Source organism: Rheinheimera sp. F8, assembly GCF_001518915.1.
The window spans coordinates 3,536,288-3,558,162 of record NZ_CP013656.1; the positions used below are offsets into that span (position 1 = coordinate 3,536,288).

Here is a 21,875-nt window from a genome sequence, read left to right on the forward strand (position 1 = left end):
CGACAACCCGCCTGGCTCTGACTGACACAAAAAGCCGCCTGAATCTGGCGGCTTTTTTTATCGTGATAACACGCCCCCCTTTTATCGATCAGCTGCTTCATCGCTTTGCGGAAACACGTGATAGAAACGCCTTTGCGCAGCGCTGCTATAAAGCTGCTGATAGCGTTGCCGCGCCTGCTCTCCCATCCGCGCTGTAGTTTGCGGTTCGGCCAGCAACTGTTGCAGTTTCGCCAGAAAATCAGCGCGATCACCAGTTTGGAACATGAGGCCAGTCACAGCTGGCTGTACCAGTTCCGCCAATGCGCCACTATTGGCGACCAAGACTGGGGTACCATAGGCATAAGCTTCAGTCACTACGTTGCCAAAAGTTTCCGCCACCATTGAAGGCACAACAACCAGACAGGCTTGCTGATAGAGCCGGCCCAGCGCGCTCTGATCTTGTCGCCCAAGCACCCGGACACCCGGCACAGGCGCCAGTTGCTCAGTGCCGGCGCCCGCTACCCATAGTTCGGGCAACCCCGGCACGTCGCGCCAAATCTGTAATAAAAATGGCAGGCCTTTGGCGGGTTCAGCGCGGCCCACAAACAAGATAAAAGGCGGCACCGGCGTTTCTGCCGGCGCTTGAGTGACTCCCAGCCACTGCCCGGGGGCCGCTGCATAATGCGGTTTAACCAGCAGCTTTGCCGCTGCGACACCGGCCGCCTGAAATTGCTTACGGACAAATTCTGACGGACACACCAGCACATCCGCTTGCTGCCATACCTGACATCGATATTGCCACCACAGCGCCAACGCCAACAGCACACTGACGACCCGCCCTTCCGGCCGGCCGGGCTGGCGCCACTGCTGCAGCAGCAGAGACCAGCCCGGCGCCCGCGCACTTTCGCCCGGCAACAGACTGGCCGCCGGTGTCAGCAAGCGGAAATTATGCAGATACAACACAGTCCGGATCCCGCGCCGGCGGGCGGCGCTTAGCAAAAATGGCGATAACAGCGGAAACAGATTATGCACCAGCAGTACATCGCCGCGACTTAACCCCAGCAACGGCGCGGTATCAACCGACAGACCAAACCAGCCGGCAACAGCTCTGAGCTGAGCCACAACGCTAAGCGCTGGTGGTGTTTGCCGGACCACAGCAGACAGAGCAACGCCATTCGAAGCGAACAACGCTTGCTCCCGCGCCACCACCTGATCCTCACCACCTTGTTGCCGATAGGCCTGATGCAATAACCGATACTGCCGGTCAGCCAGCGCCGGTAACTGGCTAAGGATCGCCTGACTGGCCGCAGCAACCATGTTATCCAGACTATACAAGCCAGCAGTGTATCGGGCCTGTTGACCTAACTGCTGCAGCAGTTCCGGATCCTGCTGCAGTCTGGTCACTGCGGTAACAATCGCCGTTACTTCGGCCGCCAGCAGATAGCCGTTATAGCCATGCTGCAGATAACTGATCTCCGGGCTGTGATCAGGTTGTTGGGTCGTCAGATAAGGCAAGCCAGCGGAAAAAGCGTCGAGGATCGCAAGTCCGGTCAGGCCGGGATTCAGCACCAGATCTGCCGCCTGATAGGCCTGAACTTTGTCCGCGCCAAAACAAGCACCACGATAATCCAGCCAGGGCGCGCTGGCCGCAGTTTGCACCAGCAGGTCACGCTGCGGCCCATCACCGAGCACAATTAACTGGCTTATGACCTGCGCCTGATACAGCGCGGCACAGCTTTGCAGCAGCAATGGCAGTTGTTTTGCCGGGTACAAAGCGCCGCAATATAACAACACCAGAGGCCGGGGACTAACCTCCGACACCGGATCAGGCAGCGCCAGTAACGGTTTGGTATCCAGACTGTTATTCAACACCGTGATTTGTGCTGCTGGCATGCCGTGCGCCACAAGCCAATCGCCCACAGCCGCGGTATACGCCAGAAAATGGTCGCAGCGTCTCAGCCAGAACTGCTTCCAGCGCGCGCGTAAAGTGTTGTTCGCCTGATGATCATAACCATGGCCCCAAAACACCAGACGAAAATCGCGGCGTTTCCGGCGCCACAGCAGCCAATAATTCAGCAGATGCCGGTTCGCCTGCTCGACAATCACCACATCGGCCTGCTCCAGCACTTCATGCCATTGCCAGACCCAAGGCCCAAACTTTTTAACGCTGATTGCCTGATAATGCGCTGCCGGCGCCACGCTGATATTATCGCCTTTTTGTGCCTCAGCGCCGTCTGCCACACCAAACAACACCGTGAGCTCAATCTGCTGCTGCGCCAGCGCCGCCGCCAGCTGATCAAAATAAGCCACCCGGTATTGCTTCAGTACCTGTTGCACGATAACCACCTGCCGCCTTGGCAACAACTGCGGCGCCGCTGCAGCTACTGGCGGAAAATGGCGTTGTCGCAGCCATAAAAATAAACGCGGACAATATTGCCGCAATAAGACTCTGAGCTGACTCAGTCCGCGCAGCGGGCCACCATGCGTCCGAACAAACCCACGCCATTCTTCGGCCGGCGGCCAGCGATTCGGCCGGTTCAGCATTTGCAGACGCTGCGCCATCGGCAGCGCCGCATCTAACACTCCACCGCGGCCACTGTTCACTGCGCATTCGCCAAAACTGCCGGGCGCCTGATAGAGCTGGAAACCTGCCTGCAACGCGCGCAGACCATAATCGTAATCGCCCATGCTATGGGTAAACTGTGGGCTTAAGATACCAATCTGGGCCACCACATCGGCTGGGATCAGACACCAGTTGCCGTTAATAAAATCGCAGCGCTGCAACTGATCGGAAGCCGCCAGCACGGGGCTTTGGCGCAGTGGCTGCAAAACGCTGTGACGACATCTGCCGCCATACGACAGCCGCACGGTGCCAGGCTCGCGCATCGCGCCGACCACAGCGCCGACCGGCTTATCATTTTGGCGCGTGGCCAATTGCCATGCCTGCACCAACCGCAGCAGCGCGTCGTCATCGAGCAAGACATCATCGTTCAGCCAGACAAAGGCGGAAGCATCGGGAAACTTTGTCAGCGCGTGTTGCCAGGCCAGACGCATAGCGCCATTCCAGTACAACTGGCCATTACCGTGCAGTAAACACACTTGCGGATATAAGGTGGTGACTGCGTCGGCCGTGCCGTCGCTGCTGCCATCGTCAAGCAGAAACACCTGCAGCTGATAAGGCGCCGGTACCTGCTGCGCAAATAAAGCGCCAAGCGCCGCCAGCGTCCGTGCTTGACGGTTGTAGCTACACATTAAAACGACCAGGGTGGCGGCCGACATCAGCGTGAGATCTGCAGTAAAATGAAGACAGTGTGCATCAGGCTTTCGCTGCCTCCGGCTTATTGACACAAAGCCGCTGTAATCGCAGATACAGACCTGCTTCAGCGACAATTAATAACAACAACAGCCGGTATGACTGCGTCTCCGATACATGGCCACTCGTCAGCAACAACAACACCAGAGCCGCAGTGCCTGCCGCAAATGGCCACTGCGCCCGTGCCAGTGCGGCAAACCTGTCTTCTGCCTGCAACACCAACACCGGCGTCTGGCGCGCCGCGCGGAGCGCGGTGAGGATCGCCATCAGCAAGCAGAGCAACAGAAACGGCTGATTAACACCCGCCGGCCAGATCAGCGCTGGCCAACAGCCTAACAACAATGCCGCCAGCAACACATTCGCCAGCACTGCAGCCAGATTTAACCGTTGCATCCTTTGTAGCATCGGGGCGTTCACCCCGCCTGTGACTACCGCTTGTCGCAACTGTGGCCGCCACTGCTGCTGCATCCCCTGCAACAGCACAGCAACCGGACGGAACAATAAAGCGGCCGCAGCAACCGGCGCCACTGCTGCTGCGCCATGCCAGGCGCCAAGCAAATACAGATAACTATTCGCCAGCAGTTCAACGGCCAGCACGCCAGCACAGGCAGCTTTGCCTTGCTGTTGCCAGGCCCGCCACCACAAAGCCCGGTGCCAGCGCTGCGACGCCAACCGCTGCAATTGCCGGATCAGTTGCCGATCACACAGCAGCAGCCCCGCCAGCACCAGTGCGTTTAACCAGCCCAGCGCAGACAACGTCAACCTTTCGCTGACAAACAGCCACAGCGTCAGCATGCAAACCAGCGTGGCATAGCTCAAATCCTGCAGGGCAACCCGGCGAAACTGGTGCCGTTGTTGCTGCAGTTGTTTTAACAGACTGCGGGCTAATGCGAGGCCATGCGCCAGCGCAAAGCCAATTTGCGCCACCAGTGGCGCCTGCCAGAGCCACAGCAACAAAGCGCTCAGCAGAGCGCAGCCAACGGCAAAATACAGCTGCAACTGCCAGAACAATGCGCTGGCGCGCCGGGTCTGCCGGATCAACAGCGGTGCACCAAATAACGCGGAACTCAATGACAACGCCGAGCCAAGCCACAATAACGTCAGACTGAACTGACCAAAAGCCAGCACACTGTTCACATCGTTGGCACCGTCAGCCGCGCTGTGCAGTAATAAAAACGCCTGTAACGCCGTGACAAAGGCCAGCGCAGCCTGTGCAGTAGCGGTGCCGGCGATGCCGTGCAATAACCGCAACATCAACAGTGATCGCCCGACAATGCAAGCAACTGCCAGGCTTCTGCTGCAGCGCCGTGCAATAGAAACTGCAGCGGCCACTCGTCGGCTGTCATGGCTTGTGTTAGGCTCAGTGCGAACTTATCCATTTGATCCTACATGCGTTATGCCGAATTTTGATGCTATCAGGCTCTTTGCAACTGTCGCAATAGTATTACTGCATACCGCCGCGAATGGCGTGAACCGGTTGCCGCCGGGCGGCCCCGACTGGTGGCTGGCCAATGTGCTGGATACCGCCTGCCGCGCTGGCGTGCCGCTGTTTTTAATGCTAAGCGGCGCCCTACTGCTCAACCGCAGCCATCAGACTGCCACGCAGTTTTATCACAACCGCCTGCACAAATTAGCGCTGCCGTTATTGCTGTGGAGCCTATTTTACCTGCTGTGGAGCGCGCTGAAAGCGCAAGTCAAACATCAACCTTATGGCCTTGAGACCGCGGTGAACCAACTACTGGCCGGCACACCGTATTTTCATCTGTGGTTTATTTATATGCTGGCTGGTGTTTACCTGCTGCTACCTCTGCTGCGAAATTTCTGGCAACAGCTGACACCGTCCCAACAAACGCAGTTTTGTTGGCTGGCCGTGATCCTGCAACAAAGCCTGCATGGCTTGTATTTTCTGCTGGCGCTGCCGGAACCGCCCTGGCCGCTGTGGGCAATTGGCTATCTGCCTTATCTGCTATTAGGCGCCTGGCTGACCCGGCCGCAGCAAGCTGCTGCAGCCAGATCTCCGCTGCTGTACGGTGCAGCTTTACTGCTGCTGATCAGTGCCAGCGCGCTGCTGTATTATTGGCAGCGTGAAGCCGGCCTCAGCGAACCCTTTTATTACAGTTACCACCGCATGAGTCTGCCGGTTCTGCTGTCTGCGCTGCTGTTATGGCAACTGCTGCAACCATTACCGCCGCTGCGCAGTCGCCTGCTGCAAGCCATTCGCCGGCATAGCCTTGGCATCTATTGCGCTCACCCACTGTTTTTAGATCTGACCGAATTTGGCCGCCAACAACTGGCACAAGCCGGAGTGCCACTGACGTTGCCTTATGCCGGCCAACTGCTGTTGCAGGTCAGCCTGGTGTTGGGTGCAAGTTTAGGCCTTTGTTTGTGTTATCAATACACGAAACGCAGCTGGCAGCAACACCAACGCTGAGCTCAAGCTAAGTGCTCACTGCAACAACTTGTACTGCTAAGAGCGCAGCCGGCGGCGAACAATGAGCCACAGCGCCCAGCCACTACCGCTAATTAGCCAACCCAATGTGGATAAAGCAAAATCGGTCGCGGCAGGTGCACGTAGCGGCGACAAGCCTTGCGCCAGTTCATCCAGGGCAAACAACAGCAGACAACCACACCAATAGATGATCTGCCGCCGCCACGGCAACCGGTAGATCCTGAGCAGAATACCCAAAGTCAGCGGCAATAAAGCACCGACCACGACATGCAATACTGCATCGCCACCCAGGGCGCGTTCAAGCTGTTTTGCCTGCATCGCCGTGTGTGGCAGATAAAGCGCCAGGATCAACAACAGCATGGCAAATAACGCCAATAGCATCGACAAACGCAGGCCAAGTTTAATCATCAGACGGACTTTTCCGGGATCTCCAACAAATACTTGCCGGTATATCGATACAGGCCACTGTACATGTACGGCCAACGCGACATAACAACTCCGTAGCCAGCAAACTGCTATTGTTTGATGTAAGTTCCATCGGATCAACGCCTGAATTTTTCTTTCAGTAATAACCAAGCAAATTGGCTGTTGGTTAGCAGATACCGCTGCCACATCCGGCCAGGCTCCTGCAACACCCGGTAAAACCATTCCAGCCCGGCGTTTTGCATCCACACAGGCGCACGGCGGACCTTACCGGCCACCACATCAAAAGTACCGCCAACACCCATGACAAAATCGACGCCGAGCTGCTCGCGCCATTGATTGATAAAATTTTCTTTTTTAGGCGAGGTGATCGCGACAAATAACAACCGGGCACCAGATGCGCGGATCGCATCCACCACCGCCTGTTCGTCGTCCCAGAAATACCCATGATGATAACCGGCGATTTTGATTCCTGGATTCTGCGCCTGGACCACTTCGGCCGTCTTTTCGACGACTTCAGCCGTCGCGCCAAGCAAATACACCGGATAAGCATTGCGGTTACTGAGCGCCAGCAGCTGATAAAACAAATCCACCCCAGCCACGCGCTCTGGTACCTGATGACCACAAAAACGCGCTCCCCAGACTACGCCCATGCCATCGATGTTGACGATGTCGCAGCTTTTGACTGAATCCGCGAGCTCGATATCAGTTTGCATATGCACCAGTTTGGCGACGTTCACCACGACATGCTGGGTAAATTGCCGTGCTTCCAGCCGCTGCTCAATCAGCGCCACCGTTTGCGCCATCGACGCAGTGTGCATGTCGGTATGCAGAAAGCGGATACTTTGCATGCTGTTATTCCTTGGGTTCCGGCTGGATTGGGCTGACGCGGCCAAAATAGGCAAATGCATAATAGACCCAGGCCTGAGTCCAACGGATATAGTTGATTTTATTACTAAAGCCTGGTTGTTTCTGATAGTAAAACTGGCCAGACGCCGGCAGATACAACTCACGCAACGACCATTGGATCACTTTATCCGCCAGCGCAAAATCGTCTGGTGTGCCGCCGACCCGACACAACGTAAACACGGCCTGCGCCACCGAATGCATATCCAGCGGGTAACGATTATTGTGGTAATACCTGGCGGTACCATCGGCTTCAAATAATTCGGTTTTGTAAAATTGCAGACCTTGCGTTATCGCATCGGCAAATTCATCGGTCTGTAACGCCTGGCCGATCATCTGCAGCGCCTCAAGGTTATAACCGGTATGAAAGCCATCAATAAACTGGTGGTGATGCCGTGCACCATATACCCAGCTACCGTCCTGCCCTTGTTCCCGCACGCTTTGCCAGGCCACCTGCAACGCCAAATCGGCATATTGTTGATTAGCCGTCTGACTGGCCACCACAGCCACCCAGGCCGCGCCCCACAAGCTGGCATTATGAACAAAAGCAGTTTCACCGGGGATGTAGGCAAAAAAAGCCCGGCCGTCATGTTCGGTATAAAGGCTGTTGACGATAAAGTGCGCCGCATCAAACGCCACATCGCGGTATTGCTGCCAGTTCGCTGGCCGCGCCGACAGCTGACTCAACGCATAAAGCGCCTGCGCCACATAGATTGTGGTGATCACATTCGGCTTGCCTTTGGGCACAAAAAACGCGCGGGCATTCCAGTCAAAATGATAACCCCAGCAGCTATGTGACCATTGCGTTTTATCACTTTGTTGCGTCAGGAGCCAGTCCGCCAACTCCGCACACTGCGCCAACAGATTTTCATCACCAGTACGGCGATAATCTTCCAGCATCCCAAGGATAAACAAGGCAACCCCTTTAGGATTACGGCTTTTCGGAATACCACACAAAGGGCGGAAGTTAACAGGCGAACGTTTATGCAGCTGGATCCACGCCAAACCAAACAAGCCTTTTTTCAGCGCCGGCAACCAGGTAAACAAGCGGCTGTTGAGCCCGTCAAACGGGTCATAGCCGGCAAAATCACTGGCTTTGGCGTGTTGGAGTAACGCCTGCCGCACTGTACAAATAGCCGAAACGGACTCTGATTGTACTGGCGTTTCAGTCATTTGAAATTTCCGTATAGAGTTGCTGCCAGAGCGGCATAATTGCCTGACTACTGAAGTACATGTCGTACTTGTGTTTGGCATTGTCAGACAATTTGTTTGCATAAACAGGGTCATCAAGAATTTTGATGATCGCATCTGACAACGCGGAAATTGCTCCAGGAGCAACTAATATTCCTTCAACATCATGACTAATGGCTTCCGGTATTCCTCCAACATCAGTTGCGATAATGGTGCAACCACAAGCCATTGCTTCCAAAATGCTGATTGGAAAACCTTCGTTGTAGCTGGGCAATACAAACACTGCAGCCGAACTCAAAAGAGCAAATTTCTCATCTGGCTCTATCCAGCCTGCAAAAGTGATATTCGAATCAACTGCAAGTGAGCTGGCGAGTTGGTTATATTCAGAGACTTTGCCTTCGCCGCCCAAAATAAGCTTTACTTCAGGAAATTCTTTAATTACCGCAGAAAATGACTTAATCAAGTCGGGCACACCTTTACTGTCTGCCAACTTGCCTAAAAAAACGATTCCCGATCGGGCCTCCACTTGATGACATTTCACAACTCCCGGCCCAGAGTTGTATATTATTTGAACGTCCCGAGTTTGAGGGAAAGTACTGACTACCCATGTTCTCCATTTGTCGCCCAACACGACCACTGTTCTAGCTTTTTCAAACAGATAACTCACTTTAAGTCGTTTCGCTGAAGAACATTCTCTTTGATAGAACTGATCAAACTCTCCGCCATGTAAATGAAGAATTATCTTAAACCCCAGCCTACTTGCCCAGCATCCAATAATATATTTACGAGTAAAACTACCACGCGATGCGAGATGAATATGCGCAATGCCTGGCTTATGCAATAAGCGCAGCAACGTCAGCTTGCAAAGTGCCAGTAGAAGTATCCATATCATCGAGAGCTTCGAGCCTGCTCGATGGCTAACAATATGGCGAATTTGCCAGTCTGCAGAAAAAGAATCCGCCAGCATGGACTTCACCACCGACGCAACCCCCCCCTGACCCGCCGGGTCAGTCGAAATCATCACATTCACGCGATTAGTTACTGACACTTGAATTCCCGACATTAAGACGAATGACAGAGCGGAATTTACCAGCCTTAGTTCTGGCTATTGAAAGTTGTTGAATAAATTTCAGCTGAAGATTGTCGCCTAATCGTTGTTGCAACACAGCCGCCAAATCTTGTTCCAACTGGCTATTGGAATAACCGGGCTGAGTGACAAAATGGACCTCCAGAGTCTTGCCATCGGTCTGGACCAGCTGACATTCAAGCAAACCTTCAACCCCCTTAAATGCAACGTCCATCCGACCGATATGGCGCCCATCTGTCAGAATCAGATAATCATCATCCCGCCCAAGGATGCGGGTTACATAAGGAGAATGATTGCCACAAGGACAATTTCCCAGCTTGTTTAGTCCTTCCACATAATCACCGGTGTCATAACGTCGAAGTGGCATCGCACTGTTATGCGCATTAGTTCCAACAATTTTGGTACCGTGCTCGTCGTCAACAAATTCAACCACCGAATAGTCTTCTCTGACATGGTAATGGCCAAAGGCACATTGCTGGAGTGCGGCAACCCGCTCTGCCTGGCCATAATGATCAAATACCTTGCCAAAGACTTCACGGCAAATTTGCTGGTTTTCCGGAGTAAAAGTTTCGCTACTGGTAAAAACGCCTGAAAAAGGCCAATCAGGCACCCAGCCAAGTAATTTGGCCTGCTTAGCTAAAAATGTAATTGAACTAGGATAAGCCATGATGATATCTGGCTTTTCCTTCGACAGTTGCTGCAAATAGGCCGGAACATTCTCTGGTGATAAATGAAATGACGAAAAAAATACACGGCCTGTAAAAGGTGCAAATCGCCAAAAAGGTGGGGTGTTATCGGTGCTGGCTTTGATCATATCACCACGCAGCACTGCAATTTTAGCCTTTAACTGTACCCGATGAAGGGCCAGAAAAGTCTTCACCATATATTCTTCCAGTAAAATAGACTTTACTGAACGATAAACTGTCATCGGTTGATTGGTGGTGCCACTGGTATAACCAGTCACAGAGAACATTGGTTTTTTCAACTTGGTAGTTTTATAAGTGTCCTTATTCGACAGGTCGCAGGCAGGAACCTGCTGCTGCAACACCGGAAATACAGAACCTAGTAAATGCCGGTAAACCCAATTAATCAGCAGGTTCTCTTTGAACAGCAACCACAAAAAATCTTTCACAAACATAACTCTCAGTAGTAATCCTGCGGATTAATATTCTCTTTTATTACCTTCGCCGGAACACCTGCGACTACACAATTATCCGGAACATCCTGAATAACGACCGCGTTGGCTCCAATAACAACATTGTTGCCAATTTTTATTGCACCAAGAATTTTCGCGCCGGTAGCAATATAGACATTGTCGCCTATTAAGGGCACATCGCGGCTTCTAGAACGACCGCCAATGGTGACATTTGAACCAATAATACAGTTTTTGCCGATCACTGCTCTCTTGTGAATCACTACTCCAATACCACCATAGCCAAACACGGTTCCTTCGCCAATTGATGTTTCGGAATACACCGCACAATTATGGATTATCCTAATCAAAAGGTTAAATAGATTAGGAAGCGCTGGTATTTTCTTCTGATACAGAAAGTTACCGATACGATAAAGATGCATACACCCTCAATTATTTATCAAATGACAACAGCGCCAACTCAAAATAACTTTCAATACATTACTAAAAATATACAAAAATACAGTTAAATAACTTAGAAAAACACCGTCAAAATTTGAAGCAATTGCTAAAGGAAGAAATAAAAATGGCGTAATACCACATATATTTATATTTAAAAGATCTCTAAAATTCCCCTTCACCATCAGCACGTTAGAAAATGGGAGTGAGAGCTGCGTTATTTGCAACGATAAAAAAAGCAAAAAGTAGAGCAGGTAATTATCTCCAATAGCAGAGAAGTAAAATGCTACAAAAGAAGTCCCAGCTAAAAAAATAAAATATAGAAACGTGACCTTAAAAGCCCCCATTGATATAGCTCTGAAATCTCCGCCACGCCTCATTGCTGGTATATTTTTTTCTGCCATAAATCTTGGAATGAGCATAAAAAAAGAAGCTAAGGAGAAGACCAATCCTAAATAGTGGGAAACATCACCTTTTAACAAGTAAATCAGTAATAGTGGCAACAAAAAAGACACTAAAGTTGAAGTCGCATTTGAAACTGATGCCGCCCCGTAATTTTTAAGAAACTCCTTTGCACTCCCCCCTCCACATATACTTGCAGACGCAGACTGTTGAAACAATCCAAAAATAACTGGCAACGTAAAGCACATTGAAAAAAACAGCAAAATCACTTGAGCTGAAAAAAAAGCTAAATCTTTAACAAAAAAAATGGGCAAAAAAAACGCTACAGAAAGCATACCGCCTTGGAATATTTTCTTAAAAAATGAATTATTCGATAGTTCTCTACGCACAATCTCATACGCCCCCAACAAAATCACGCAAGCATATAAGTATATGTTTTGGATGTTGATGCTAAAATCAAGTAAATTAGCAAACAAATAAAGTAATGCACACGAAAAGGTAGATAAAATAAATAACCAGAAAAATTTACCCACAATCGACAGTGAAAAATCTTTTGTTGTCATCAATGAAGCCAATGGTATTACACCAAATGACACACATAGCATTACAATAAAATAAGCCGTGTTAAAATCAACAACGATTTCACTAGAGAATAAATAGGTTATAAGTGAAACTGCAATTATCTTGAAGCCACCTGAAAATGATGCAGAAAAAAATACATAGAATTTATTTTCAATTGTGTCACTTATCATGATACAACTCTTGAACGCAAATCTTCTTTTACATAAAGCAACGCTATGGAGAACAAAACAAAATACAGCGCCAACGGTCTTACAAAAAAACCGTTACTAAATAAACTTGTAACAAAAAGAGCAAGCACAATTGAACGACCGGAATCGTCGGGAACCAGCAAGGACAGATTTTTAAGCATGAAAATAAATGCTATAAAAAACACAATTCCACCTTCAACTAAAAAGGTAATTACGTCGCTATGTGCGCCTTTAGCCTCCCACCACCAGAAATCCGTTTCGACCAGATCGCTACCTGCTCCATTTCCTATTAGCCAACTTATAAGGCTATTGTCCATTAATTGGTAGTATTTAAATTCATACATACTCAATCGACCGGATGACAATGCATTGACCGTATCCCAATCAAAAATTAGATATCCATATAGTATCGATATCAGTACAAGAGAAACTTTGACAGAACTTTTCCCGTAATAACTATGAGCAACATAACTGTAGAACAGGCTAGTTAAAACCAATACAATCATTGAGAGCGTGGTAGTTCTAACCCCCCAACCAAACGCAACCGCAAAGAAACTCACGAGCATTGAGATAATTGCAAAGGCGCGCGAAACTGCACCAATCCTATACATAGAAAAAACGATAAAGCAGGCGGCAATAACAATATAAGTTGTTGTGTGAACACCATTGAAATATGCCGGCCACCAAAGCCCATCATTATCGCCCTGGAATCTATTTACCGATGGCGGCAGTAGTGCTAGGCCCACGATAGTTAATGTAACGATAATAACAAGAAGAACCTTACACACAACAATCAAATCTGATCTGCGATGATAAAAATATGAGCATACAACACTAAAAAACAAAAGTGGTATAAATAGCCTAAGAAGACTCTTTAATGAATCTAGAATATTTCCGTCGGCAGCAACGGTCGCAATAGTGAACGTAAAGAGCAAAATAAAAAACATTTGGAAAATAAAATAAAAATTCTTATGAACCAGTCTTACATTAAAAAAACAACAACACAAAATCACAAAATCACAAATGTAAGATATGCTTTTATCTTCATAAACATCACCTTCAACATCATCAAAATTCGGAGATATCAATAATTTGATGATTAAAGATGCGATTCCAAGATAAACAAAAAAAGTTGCGAAGTTAAATTTATCACCTTTCAACAAATATCACCTCAGCCTTATCTAATGAACCCGCCAAACAGAACTCATAAAAAATCAGAGACAATTTGTCTTTTAAACCAGCCGACAAATTGCGCCATACCAGTATTTAGAGCAGTTTTCGGTTTAAAACCTACCAATTTATTCAGTGAAGCCACATCCGCATAAGTCTGATACACATCCCCCGCCTGCATGGGCAGATAGTCCTTCTGTGCTTTGACGCCTGCGGCTTGTTCTATCGCGGCGATAAAGTCTTCTAATGCAACAGGTTGGTTATTGCCGATGTTGTAGATGGCGTAATGCGGATTGTCGGCAAGCTGTGTTGGGTAGTGCGTGCTGCCTGGTACCTGGTCCTGAATGCGCAGCACCCCTTCGACGATATCGTCGATATAGGTGAAATCGCGTTGCAGTTGGCCGTGGTTGTAGACGTCGATGGTTTTGCCTTCGAGAATGGCTTTGGTAAATTTCCACGGTGCCATATCTGGCCGGCCCCAGGGACCATACACGGTAAAGAAACGCAGACCAGTGGTCGGTAACTGATATAAATGGCTATAAGTATGCGCCATCAGCTCATTGGCTTTCTTCGTGGCCGCGTATAGCGAGATTGGCGTGTCGACCGGATCGGTCTCGCTAAATGGCACTTTTTGCTGATTGCCATACACCGAGCTGGAGCTGGCATACACCAGATGCTGCACTTTATTGTGACGGCAACCTTCCAGCACTGTCATCATGCCGACTAAGTTGGAATCAACATAAGCCATTGGATTATCGATGGAATAGCGCACACCGGCCTGTGCCGCCAGATGGATCACGCGCTCGAACTGCTCAGTGGCAAATAAGTCCGCCATCGCCTGGCGATCGGCGATATCAAGGCGGATAAACCGAAAACACGACTGCTGGCCGGTCTCAGCCAGACGCGCGGCAATGCGCTCAAGCCTGGCTTGTTTTAACGCCGGATCGTAATAGTCATTCAGGTTGTCGATGCCAACAACCTGGTGGCCCTGCAGCGCCAGCTCTTCTGCGACTTTGCTGCCAATAAAACCGGCAGCGCCTGTTACCAAAAACTTCATGGTCAGATCCTTGTAGTCAGATCCATCTAAACATAAAGCCTGCGCAGGCAGGCTTTATCGTATCTGTCTTGTGTGCAACTGTGCAGCGCACAGGCCCTTCGCGTCAATAAGTTTTGATACTGTCGCCGCGGCCGATGGCGTAATAGGTAAAGCCATAACGGCGCACCACATCCGGATCATACAGATTGCGGCCGTCAAAAATCACCGCGTGGCGTAAGGTCTGTTTCAGGCTGTCAAAATCCGGGGCGCGGAAGTTTTTCCATTCGGTGCAGATAATCAAAGCATCGGCGTCTTTTAACGCTGCTTCTTTAGTGCCACACAACACTAAATCAGCGCGCTGGCCATAAATGCGCTGGGTTTCTTCCATCGCTTCCGGGTCAAACGCCTGCACTTTGGCACCAGCCAGCCACAAGGCCTCCATCACTACCCGCGCCGGCGCTTCGCGCATATCGTCAGTATTTGGTTTAAAGCTCAGGCCCCATAGCGCAAAAGTTTTGCCCTGTAAATCAGCACCAAAATGCTGTTGCACCCGGTTAACCAGCACCGACTTTTGCCGCTCGTTAATGGTTTCGACCGCTTTTAAAATGGCAGAATCAAAGCCGATGCTGTCGGCGGTTTGGATCAATGCCTGCACGTCTTTGGGGAAACAACTGCCGCCGTAGCCACAACCAGGATAAATAAAGTGATAACCAATGCGCGGATCCGAGCCGATACCCAGCCGGACTTGTTCGATGTCAGCACCGAGCCGTTCAGCGAGGTTGGCCATTTCATTCATAAAACTGATTTTAGTCGCCAGCATACAGTTGGCGGCGTATTTGGTCAGCTCGCTGGAGCGTACGTCCATCACAATCATCCGGTCGTGATTACGGTTAAATGGCGCATACAACTCTTTCATTACGCTGATGGCATGGGCCGACTGGCTGCCGATCACGATACGGTCCGGCTTCATGCAGTCGTTGACTGCCGCACCTTCTTTTAAAAACTCCGGGTTTGATACCACATCAAAACCTAGCGTCGAAGAGCGCGCCGCCAGCACCTGGCTGACCAAAGCGCTGACTTTATCTGCGGTACCGACCGGCACTGTGGATTTGTTCACAATAACTTTGTGACTTTGCATATGGCTGGCAATACTGCGCGCCACCGCCAGCACGTATTTTAAATCGGCGGAACCGTCTTCGTCCGGTGGCGTGCCAACGGCGATAAACTGAATTTCAGCATGCGCCACGCCTTCTTCGGCATTAGCGGTAAAACACAGCTGGCCGTTGGCCACATTGGATTTCACCAGACTTTCGAGGCCGGGTTCATAAATGGGGATCACGCCATTGCGCAAATTGGTAATCTTTTGCTCGTCGATGTCGACGCACATCACATGGTGTCCCATGTCCGCCAGGCAAGTCCCGGTGACCAGCCCAACATAACCCGTTCCGAAGATTGTTACTTTCACAGCTTAATCCTTCAGCAATTGCAGCAGTTTTTCTTTAAATTCAGCGCCGAATGAAGCGCGCAGTGCGTATTCGGCATTGGCCAGTGCATACCCAATCTTGCTGCCACAGTCGTGGGACTTGCCCTTCAGGTGATAAGCTTCGATGGTTTCGAGCAACCGTAACTGATGTAAACCGTCTGTCAGCTGAATCTCATCACCAGCCCCAGGCGGTGTATATTCCAGCAGATCCCAAATCGTCGGCGACAACACATAACGACCGGTAATGGCGAAGTTGCTCGGCGCTTCGTCAATATCTGGTTTTTCCACCATATCGCTGACCGCGACACTCTGGCCTTCGCTGAGGCTCTGGCCACCTAAATCAACCACACCGTACTGATTCACCAGCGCAGCCGGCACAGGTTCAACCATGATCTGGCTGTGACCGGTTTGTTCATAGCGTTTGATCATTTCGGCCAGATTGTCTTTTTTCAGATTGGCCCGGTACTGATCGATGATGACGTCTGGAAGCAACACGGCAAATGGATGGTTCCGCACCACCGGCCGCGCGCATAAAATCGCATGCCCCAGCCCTAAGGCATGCGGCTGACGCACAGAAATGATGGTGACATTTTTTGGCGTGATATTGCGCACTTCGTCGAGTAACTGCCGTTTCACCCGCCGTTCCAGCGTGGCTTCAAGCTCAAATGAAGTATCAAAATGGTTTTCAATGCTGTTTTTCGACGAGTGCGTGACCAGTACGATTTCGGTGATGCCAGCGGCCACCGCTTCCTGCACCACATATTGGATCAGCGGCTTGTCGACTATTGGCAGCATTTCTTTTGGCATCGCTTTGGTCGCAGGCAACATCCGGGTGCCAAGACCTGCCACCGGGATCACCGCACGGGTTACAGCGCGATCAGAGACCACAGGCGCAGCGGCCTTTCTTACGAGTTTAGGTTCCATGTGCGACTCATCTGTCCGGTTTAAATAAGGTCAAGTGCGGGCAAGCAGTCTAGCCTCTGGCTGATCTGCAGCAGAAACGACAACAAACACCACGGTCAACCGGCTGCAAAACAGCAGTGTTTACTTGCCTGAATGTCGCCGTTTTATACCGTTTTTGCCAGTGCCACGCAATCGAATCAACTGCCGTTACACTTTAAATGTGAACAGCGTCAGCCATTTGCCGCTTTTATCCGCACGACGGGCCGCAAATTTGCGCAACCGGAGCAGTTGCAATGCGGAAAAACAGTTGGCGGTTTGAGCGCGGCAACCCGCTGTGATACCCTTGATTTAATTCGCGAATGTGCCATCTCACCACCACACATTAGCCCTCAGTACCGGCCAGAAGGAATTCGTTATCAGCCGCAGCGCATTATGGCTCCCCCTGCTGTATTTAACTCTGACGCCAAAGCCCGCGCCGGAGCAAGCGTTGCCACCCAGCTATTTACAAGAAGCAATGAGTCAGTACGACGCAGACGGCCGCAAACGGCTGCAGGATTTTCAGGCGATGATTGAAGATGGCCGGACTGAATCTGACTGGCAACGGCTGCACCTCGCCAACGATTTTGCCAATCGCCATATCCGCTACAGTTCCGACCTCGAACATTGGGGTAAAAACGATTATTGGGCCACGCCGCTGGAAAGTCTGGGTACTGGCGCCGGCGACTGTGAAGATTACGCTATCAGCAAATATTTCAGTTTGCGCGCGATGGGCGTTGCTGATGAAAAGCTCAGGCTGATGTACGTACGGGCGCTGTCACGCAACGAGCCGCACATGGTGCTGATTTATTTTGAAACACCCGATGCCTATCCGCTGGTGCTGGACAATATGGACGGCCAGATCCGTTCAGCCCGGGATCGATCCGATCTGAAACCAATTTACAGTTTTAATGCCAGCGGTCTGTGGCTGGCAAAAGCCAGTGGATTGGGCAAAAAGGTCAATAACGGCCGGGGGAACAGCCAGTGGACGGCCGTATTGGACAAAATTGAACAAGGTCAGTAAGAAAAGGGTTTAAACCCTGACATCTTATTGATATAACAAGATTAACGACGGCTGATGCCGCCCTGACAGAGCAGAATAATAATGACTGAACACAGCAATTCCCGTTCGGCAACCGCGGCGGACCCACGCGGCGTCGCGCTGAGTACCCAGCTCAGTATCCTGCTCATTTGTCTCGCATTGCTGACCTTTGCTGCCACTGTGCTGGTCAGTACCAGCAATATGCGCAATTACCTCGATTCCCAGTTAGCCCAAACGGCACAGGACACGGCCAACAGCCTCGGGCTTGCCATCTCACCTTATGTCGGCAACGACGATATGACGGTGGCGGATACGATGGTGTCGGCGATTTTTGATTCGGGGGCTTACTTACAAATCCGCTTTGTCGACCAGAAAAAACAACCACTGCTGGAACGGCAGAATGAATTAAAAGTGGATGGGGTACCGGTCTGGTTTCTCGCCCTGTTCCCGCTTGAACCACCAGTGATGCAAAGTGAAGTCAACGATGGCTGGCGCATTGCTGGGGCACTGAGCGTACAAGCGCATCCGGGTTATGCTTTTAAAAGTTTATGGCAACACACCAAAGCAGTGTTCTGGACCAGTTTATTGATTTGCCTGCTGGCGCTCGGTGCGGTCCATGTGTTGCTGTGGTATGTGTTAAAGCCATTAAAAGATATCGAAAAACTGGCGCAACATCTGGCGGAAAAACGCTTTGAACTGCTGAACTACATGCCGCTGACCAAAGAGCTGCGCGCTGTGGTGCGGGCGCTGAACCATATGGTCAGTAACGTAAAACGTAATTTCAGTGAAATGACCGACCGCGCCGAGCAGCTAAACCAACAGGTTTATCTCGATCCGCTAACTGGCCTGCCAAATCGCCGGGCTTTGTTACAGTCTTTCAGCAGTTTGCCACAGACGCCGGCTGCAGATGCTAACCGGCCTTATCTGACCCTGATTGCTTTGACTTCGTTAAAGCAGGTTAATGACCAGCAAGGTTATGCGGCTGGCGACCAATATGTGGAAAAAGCCGCCGGCTTATTGCAACAACAGGCGCGTACCCAGGAACTGGCGCAAGTGTTTCGCATCTCCGGCTCTGAATTTGCCATCCTGACGCAATTTGGCGAAGGCAGCGCCAGTACCTTTCAGCTGCAATTACAACAAACCTTTGAAATAGCGAACAGCGAGCAATATCCGCATGGCTTTGCCGCCGTTGTGATGGCGCCGTTACAGGGCGCTGAAGAGCTGAGTTCGGTACTGGCAAGGCTGGATGGTTTGCAGGCGCGTCAGTTGAATCATCCGGCACCAGCAACGCAAAACCCTGCCGAAGCACTGATCAATCCGCTCAGCCGCAGCCATTGGCAGGAAATTCTGCATGAATTCACCCGCTCTGTAGTGTCAGATACCACGGCTGGTTTCAGCGATACCTCTTTGCAGATCTCCAATGAGATGGCAGCGATGTTTAACCTGGAAGTACAGCCGGTGTTTCAGGGCACACAGGTGCTCTATGCCGAAACGTTCGTGCGTTTTAATGCGCGCGGAGAACAGCTGGCATCGGCCGATGTATTTGCCATGGCAGAGCGCCTTGGCGTGTCATTGCTGCTGGATAAAGCGCTGGTCACTTATATTCTGAGCCAGCTGCGTGGCCAAAGCAGTCATAGTTTTGCTATCAACCTGAGTAAAAGTGCATTGCACGACAGCCAGTTCACACGCTGGCTGGTGAATACACTGGAAGCCAACCGGGCCTGGCTGCCGAAGCTGGTGTTTGAAGTGAACGAACAGGCCACGCTCGGCGCTATCGCATCGGCCAATCAATTTTTTGGTGCGTTAAAACAGGCCGGTGCTGCCATTACCATCGAGCGCTTTGGTGCCAGTTTCAGTTCGTTCCGTTACTTGCAGGGCCTGAATATTGACTTTATCAAAATCGATGGCAGTTATATTCATGCTCTGGAATCGCCGGATACCAGGTTTTTTGTCGAGACAATGACGCAAATTTGCCACGGTATTGGTATTCGGGTTATTGCCGCACAAGTAGAACTCAGAAGTCAGGCCGAGATTTGTCAGCAATTACATGTTGATGCATTGCAAGGTCGCGCATTGCACGCGCCAGTAAGTTTTCTGCAAATTGCCGAGAAAAATGACTGCAAATTCAGCGACAATCAGTTATCATCAAACTAATTGCATTTTTTGTTCAGTTTTTATGCGAGGACCACAGATGAAAATCGTAAAAATAGCGCTGATGTCGTTGGCTGTATTCGCAGCAGCAAACACCACCGCACAACAAGCACCCGCAGATATGGCTACTATGTATGCGCAGGCGCAGACTGAAGGTCTTTCGATGGGTGGTTTTGTCGCCAAAATGACTGAATTAAAAACCTGTAATCCAAAACTTGCTGAACAAGTGATTGATTATGCGCTGGAGCAAGCCGGTAACGACCCGGTACTGGTTGAAGAAGTACTGAAAGCGGTGAATAACCAGTGTATTGACCAGGATACGCTGACCACTTTGGCAATCGCGGCCAATATCGATCCAACTTTAATCACCAATGCATTGCAAACCGCAGCAGCGGCAGGCCCGACCACAGCAGCTCCGGCTCCGGCCATTGCAGCAACACCTGGTGGTGTTGGCGCAGGTGGTGGCACCGGCACTGGTGATACCAGCCTCGCCAGCGGCAGTTAAATCGCATTTTTCCGGAAAAAGCCCCTTTGATTGGGGCTTTTTTGTTCCAGGCAAATCAGCACATTCCAGGACCTCATCGCATGCAGCCGGGCACTCTGAACCGTTTGATTTTTATTCTGCTTTGTTGCATTTTGATTTGGGCCCCTATCCCGCTGGGGTCAAACCGGCCATGGTCATGGGCGTTACTCGAACTCCTGATCGGCACAGCCTTCCTGCTACATCTGCTGCAATGTTGGCGCACAGCGCAATTTGAACTATTACAGCGCCGTTATTGGCTGGCCGTCGCCCCCCTGCTGCTGCTGACACTATGGCTCATGCTGCAAAGTTTTAGTCCATGGCCGCAATTTGCCTCTGTTGACCCCTACCAGACGCAAGTCATGTTGCTGAAAACTATCTTCTTTGTTCTGTGGTTTGTGCTGCTGCTCAGCTATGCACAAGGTCATAAACGGCTGCGGCTGCTGGCATTAGCCATTGTGATCGCCGGTGCATTACAGGCGTTTTATGGCGTCGTGCTGCAGTTATCCGGTCAGGAGTTGTCGCCGGTTATCGGCATGGATGAAAATCATAAAGCGCGCGGAACTTTTGTTTATCAAAATCACTTTGCCAACTATCTGGCCTTGGCATTATCGGTAGCAATGGGGTTGTTATTGTCCCAGTTATCCAGCCAACGCCGCCATCGTGACTGGCGTCAGCTCAGCCGAGAAGTATTGAGCAGTATCTTAAGTGCCAAATTTATGCTGCGTCTGGCGATGGTGCTGATGGTAGTCGGACTGGTGATGAGCCGATCCCGCATGGGCAATGCCGCATTTTTTACCGCGTTAATTGTGATGGCTCTGGCCGCCTTATGGTTTTACAAAAGACCACCAGCACTATTAAAACCGCTGGTGATCAGTATCCTACTGCTGGACACGGTGCTGATTGGTTCGATGTTCGGGCTGGAAAAACTGCAGCAGCGCTATCAGGACACCTCATTTGCCAGCGAAGCGCGGGATAATGTGATCCTCGATTCAATCCCGTTGTTGCAACAGCATTTTTGGACTGGTAGCGGCGGTGGCAGTTTTTACACCGTGTTTCCGGCCGTACAACCGGCGCCGTACAGCGGGTTCTATGACCATGCCCATAATGATTATCTGCAATTTGCTATCGAATTAGGTGTACCGCTGACTGCGCTATTGCTGCTATGGCTGTTGTATTTGGGCTGGAGTGCCTTGCAGGTGATGCGCCGGCATGAAGATAAATTACTGCGCGGTTTGTGTTTTGGTAGCCTGATGGCACTTTGCCATATGGCATTGCACTGTACGGTCGATTTTAATCTGCAGGCGCCGGCCAACGCCTTGTTATTTTTAAGCATTCTCGCCATCGTGGTGGTGGCAAGCCACAGCCCAAATTATGGCAGGCACACAGCGTCCAGAGCCTGACCGAAAGTCTGCCGCTGAAG

General features: G+C 50.7%; 18 protein-coding genes. 5 read left to right on the plus strand and 13 right to left on the minus strand.

Going from position 1 to position 21,875, the window contains the following annotated elements; all coding sequences use genetic code 11:
* Nucleotides 1-81: 81 nt before the first annotated feature.
* Both ATY27_RS15790 and ATY27_RS15795 read right to left on the minus strand, forming a co-directional pair.
* Nucleotides 82-3,258: a glycosyltransferase gene (locus ATY27_RS15790; RefSeq protein ID WP_208931569.1), complete on the minus strand. Its 3,177-nt coding sequence runs from the start codon at nt 3,256-3,258 to the stop codon at nt 82-84.
* A gap of 37 nt (nt 3,259-3,295) precedes the next feature.
* Complete coding sequence (locus ATY27_RS15795) at nt 3,296-4,546, minus strand: hypothetical protein (RefSeq protein WP_208931570.1); 1,251 nt, start codon at nt 4,544-4,546, stop codon at nt 3,296-3,298.
* Between the two features lie 142 nt (nt 4,547-4,688).
* Here ATY27_RS15795 and ATY27_RS15800 point away from each other — a divergent pair, with 142 nt between their 5' ends.
* On the plus strand, nt 4,689-5,723 hold the full coding sequence (locus tag ATY27_RS15800) for an acyltransferase family protein (RefSeq protein ID WP_208931571.1): 1,035 nt from the start codon (nt 4,689-4,691) through the stop codon (nt 5,721-5,723).
* A gap of 36 nt (nt 5,724-5,759) precedes the next feature.
* On the opposite strand, the gene ATY27_RS15805 is transcribed toward ATY27_RS15800, so the two are convergent.
* The 11 genes from ATY27_RS15805 to galU all read right to left on the minus strand — a co-directional run bounded on the left by ATY27_RS15805 (nt 5,760) and on the right by galU (nt 16,724).
* Nucleotides 5,760-6,149, minus strand: coding sequence for a hypothetical protein (locus ATY27_RS15805; protein ID WP_208931572.1), 390 nt, complete (start codon nt 6,147-6,149; stop codon nt 5,760-5,762).
* A gap of 134 nt (nt 6,150-6,283) precedes the next feature.
* A complete protein-coding gene (locus ATY27_RS15810) occupies nt 6,284-7,015 on the minus strand; it encodes a WecB/TagA/CpsF family glycosyltransferase (RefSeq protein WP_279614564.1) in 732 nt (243 codons plus the stop codon).
* 4 nt (nt 7,016-7,019) lie between these two features.
* Entirely contained in the window at nt 7,020-8,243 is a 1,224-nt protein-coding gene (locus tag ATY27_RS15815; RefSeq protein WP_208931574.1) for a hypothetical protein, read from the minus strand.
* Nucleotides 8,236-9,309, minus strand: a complete 1,074-nt coding sequence (locus tag ATY27_RS15820) for a glycosyltransferase family 4 protein (protein WP_208931575.1) — start codon at nt 9,307-9,309, stop codon at nt 8,236-8,238. The genes ATY27_RS15815 and ATY27_RS15820 overlap by 8 nt, the downstream gene beginning before the upstream one ends.
* Complete coding sequence (locus ATY27_RS15825; protein WP_208931576.1) at nt 9,296-10,486, minus strand: phenylacetate--CoA ligase family protein; 1,191 nt, start codon at nt 10,484-10,486, stop codon at nt 9,296-9,298. Before ATY27_RS15825 ends, ATY27_RS15820 begins: the two co-directional genes overlap by 14 nt.
* A gap of 5 nt (nt 10,487-10,491) precedes the next feature.
* On the minus strand, nt 10,492-10,923 hold the full coding sequence (locus tag ATY27_RS15830) for a serine O-acetyltransferase (protein WP_208931577.1): 432 nt from the start codon (nt 10,921-10,923) through the stop codon (nt 10,492-10,494).
* A 6-nt stretch (nt 10,924-10,929) separates the two neighbouring features.
* A complete protein-coding gene (locus ATY27_RS15835) occupies nt 10,930-12,093 on the minus strand; it encodes a hypothetical protein (RefSeq protein ID WP_208931578.1) in 1,164 nt (387 codons plus the stop codon).
* On the minus strand, nt 12,090-13,271 hold the full coding sequence (locus tag ATY27_RS15840; RefSeq protein ID WP_208931579.1) for a hypothetical protein: 1,182 nt from the start codon (nt 13,269-13,271) through the stop codon (nt 12,090-12,092). The genes ATY27_RS15835 and ATY27_RS15840 overlap by 4 nt, the downstream gene beginning before the upstream one ends.
* A 44-nt stretch (nt 13,272-13,315) precedes the next feature.
* Nucleotides 13,316-14,338 carry an NAD-dependent epimerase gene (locus tag ATY27_RS15845; protein ID WP_208931580.1) on the minus strand — a complete coding sequence of 341 codons (1,023 nt, stop codon included), beginning with the start codon at nt 14,336-14,338 and terminating at the stop codon, nt 13,316-13,318.
* A 103-nt stretch (nt 14,339-14,441) separates the two neighbouring features.
* On the minus strand, nt 14,442-15,782 hold the full coding sequence (locus tag ATY27_RS15850; RefSeq protein WP_208931581.1) for a UDP-glucose/GDP-mannose dehydrogenase family protein: 1,341 nt from the start codon (nt 15,780-15,782) through the stop codon (nt 14,442-14,444).
* A gap of 3 nt (nt 15,783-15,785) precedes the next feature.
* Nucleotides 15,786-16,724: a UTP--glucose-1-phosphate uridylyltransferase GalU gene (gene galU / locus ATY27_RS15855; protein WP_208931582.1), complete on the minus strand. Its 939-nt coding sequence runs from the start codon at nt 16,722-16,724 to the stop codon at nt 15,786-15,788.
* A 466-nt stretch (nt 16,725-17,190) separates the two neighbouring features.
* Between galU and ATY27_RS15860 the strand changes: the two genes are divergently transcribed.
* From ATY27_RS15860 to ATY27_RS15875, 4 genes are all read left to right on the plus strand, one after another.
* On the plus strand, nt 17,191-17,763 hold the full coding sequence (locus tag ATY27_RS15860; protein ID WP_244151335.1) for a transglutaminase-like cysteine peptidase: 573 nt from the start codon (nt 17,191-17,193) through the stop codon (nt 17,761-17,763).
* Between the two features lie 81 nt (nt 17,764-17,844).
* Nucleotides 17,845-19,935: an EAL domain-containing protein gene (locus tag ATY27_RS15865; RefSeq protein ID WP_208931583.1), complete on the plus strand. Its 2,091-nt coding sequence runs from the start codon at nt 17,845-17,847 to the stop codon at nt 19,933-19,935.
* Nucleotides 19,936-19,972: 37 nt separating this feature from the next.
* A complete protein-coding gene (locus ATY27_RS15870; protein ID WP_208931584.1) occupies nt 19,973-20,437 on the plus strand; it encodes a hypothetical protein in 465 nt (154 codons plus the stop codon).
* 80 nt (nt 20,438-20,517) lie between these two features.
* A complete protein-coding gene (locus tag ATY27_RS15875; protein WP_208931585.1) occupies nt 20,518-21,855 on the plus strand; it encodes an O-antigen ligase family protein in 1,338 nt (445 codons plus the stop codon).
* Nucleotides 21,856-21,875: the final 20 nt, after the last annotated feature.

Bases quoted from the DNA above. Each gene is read 5' to 3' on its own strand.
- ATY27_RS15825 (WP_208931576.1), bottom strand. From the start codon at position 10,486: ATGTTTGTGAAAGATTTTTTGTGGTTGCTGTTCAAAGAGAACCTGCTG.
- ATY27_RS15870 (WP_208931584.1), top strand. From the start codon at position 19,973: ATGAAAATCGTAAAAATAGCGCTGATGTCGTTGGCTGTATTCGCAGCA.
- ATY27_RS15790 (WP_208931569.1), bottom strand. From the start codon at position 3,258: ATGTCGGCCGCCACCCTGGTCGTTTTAATGTGTAGCTACAACCGTCAA.
- ATY27_RS15800 (WP_208931571.1), top strand. From the start codon at position 4,689: ATGCCGAATTTTGATGCTATCAGGCTCTTTGCAACTGTCGCAATAGTA.
- ATY27_RS15865 (WP_208931583.1), top strand. From the start codon at position 17,845: ATGACTGAACACAGCAATTCCCGTTCGGCAACCGCGGCGGACCCACGC.
- ATY27_RS15805 (WP_208931572.1), bottom strand. From the start codon at position 6,149: ATGATTAAACTTGGCCTGCGTTTGTCGATGCTATTGGCGTTATTTGCC.
- ATY27_RS15810 (WP_279614564.1), bottom strand. From the start codon at position 7,015: ATGCAAAGTATCCGCTTTCTGCATACCGACATGCACACTGCGTCGATG.
- ATY27_RS15830 (WP_208931577.1), bottom strand. From the start codon at position 10,923: ATGCATCTTTATCGTATCGGTAACTTTCTGTATCAGAAGAAAATACCA.
- ATY27_RS15845 (WP_208931580.1), bottom strand. From the start codon at position 14,338: ATGAAGTTTTTGGTAACAGGCGCTGCCGGTTTTATTGGCAGCAAAGTC.
- ATY27_RS15835 (WP_208931578.1), bottom strand. From the start codon at position 12,093: ATGATAAGTGACACAATTGAAAATAAATTCTATGTATTTTTTTCTGCA.
- ATY27_RS15795 (WP_208931570.1), bottom strand. From the start codon at position 4,546: ATGTTGCGGTTATTGCACGGCATCGCCGGCACCGCTACTGCACAGGCT.
- galU (WP_208931582.1), bottom strand. From the start codon at position 16,724: ATGGAACCTAAACTCGTAAGAAAGGCCGCTGCGCCTGTGGTCTCTGAT.
- ATY27_RS15815 (WP_208931574.1), bottom strand. From the start codon at position 8,243: ATGACTGAAACGCCAGTACAATCAGAGTCCGTTTCGGCTATTTGTACA.
- ATY27_RS15875 (WP_208931585.1), top strand. From the start codon at position 20,518: ATGCAGCCGGGCACTCTGAACCGTTTGATTTTTATTCTGCTTTGTTGC.